The sequence below is a fragment of the Pseudoalteromonas sp. NZS11_1 genome (genome assembly GCF_015864275.1).
Classification (GTDB): domain Bacteria; phylum Pseudomonadota; class Gammaproteobacteria; order Enterobacterales; family Alteromonadaceae; genus Pseudoalteromonas; species Pseudoalteromonas arctica.
Genome location: NZ_JADYXK010000063.1, coordinates 1 through 1,126 on the forward strand (window position 1 = coordinate 1; position 1,126 = coordinate 1,126).

Consider the following 1,126-nt stretch of genomic DNA (forward strand, 5'->3'; position numbering starts at 1 on the left):
ATTAATGCATCAATATTAATACTCGGTGCATTGGTATCCAATGTTGCGCCTTCACTTAACGTGGTGGTATTGCCTGCACTGTCACTGACGCTTGCTTCGATAGTGAGTGGACCATCAGTTAACGCGTTCGGTACATCTGCTGACCAACTGCCATCGGCTTGTACTGTTGCGGTGAACGTTTCTGTTGTGGTGCCGTCGCTTACACTGATGTTTATCACTGTGCCCGCTGGCGCGTTCGATGTCCCGCTAATTGTTGGCGTGCTGTCGTTGGTTGCACCGACTGTGTCTAACGTCAGTGTCGGCGCTAAGGTATCTAAGTTGCCTGTTTGTGTTGCACCACCTGTGTTGCCTGCATCATCGGTGACACTGGCTTGCACGGTGTAGCTTCCATCTGGTAATTCAGGGCTGGTTGCTTGCCAATCACTGTTTGCATCCACGGTGGCGGTGATGGGGTGTTCATCACCGTTGCTGTCAGTAATAACAATGTTTACAACCGTGCCTTCAGGCTCTGTTGAGGTACCACTAACAACTGGGGTGCTGTCGTTACCTAGACCCAATGCGTCAACAGTGACGATTGGTGTAACCGTATCAACATTGCCACTGCTATTCGCTGTGCTCTCATTGCCTGCGGCATCGGTAATGCTCGCAACAACTGTGAAGTCACCTTGGGCAAGCGCGTTTGATACTTCAATAACCCAGTGGCCATCGCTGTCAACTATTGTATCAATGGTTTGCACAGCACCTGCGCTATCCGTGATAGTGAGTGTGACAGTGCCACCAATTTCATTACTGGTGCCCTGCAGCTCAGGTGTTAAATCGCTAACATCGCCTACGTTTTGAATGGTGAGCGTTGGCGCTTGCGTGTCGATAGTCGTGGTGTCACTCACGGTGGTTTCATTGCCAACACTGTCGCGTACACTTACTTCAATGGTGCTTTGACCTTCACTTAATGGTGTCGCTGGTGTGGCGCTCCAATCACCGTTTGCATCCACAAGGGCGGTGATAGTTTGTGGGTTGCCATTGCTGTCGGTAACCACAATCGTCACTTGTGCACCCTCACCTGCATCGCTTGTGCCGCTTATGATTGGCGTGTTGCTGTCGCTTTGTGCTGCAACATCAACAGTGA

General features: G+C 50.8%; 1 protein-coding gene. It reads right to left on the minus strand.

Translation table 11 applies throughout. The features are described from left to right. Positions 1-1,126, minus strand: a 1,126-nt coding sequence (locus tag I6F44_RS19495) for an Ig-like domain-containing protein (protein WP_197174409.1), incomplete at both ends; no start/stop codon positions are given.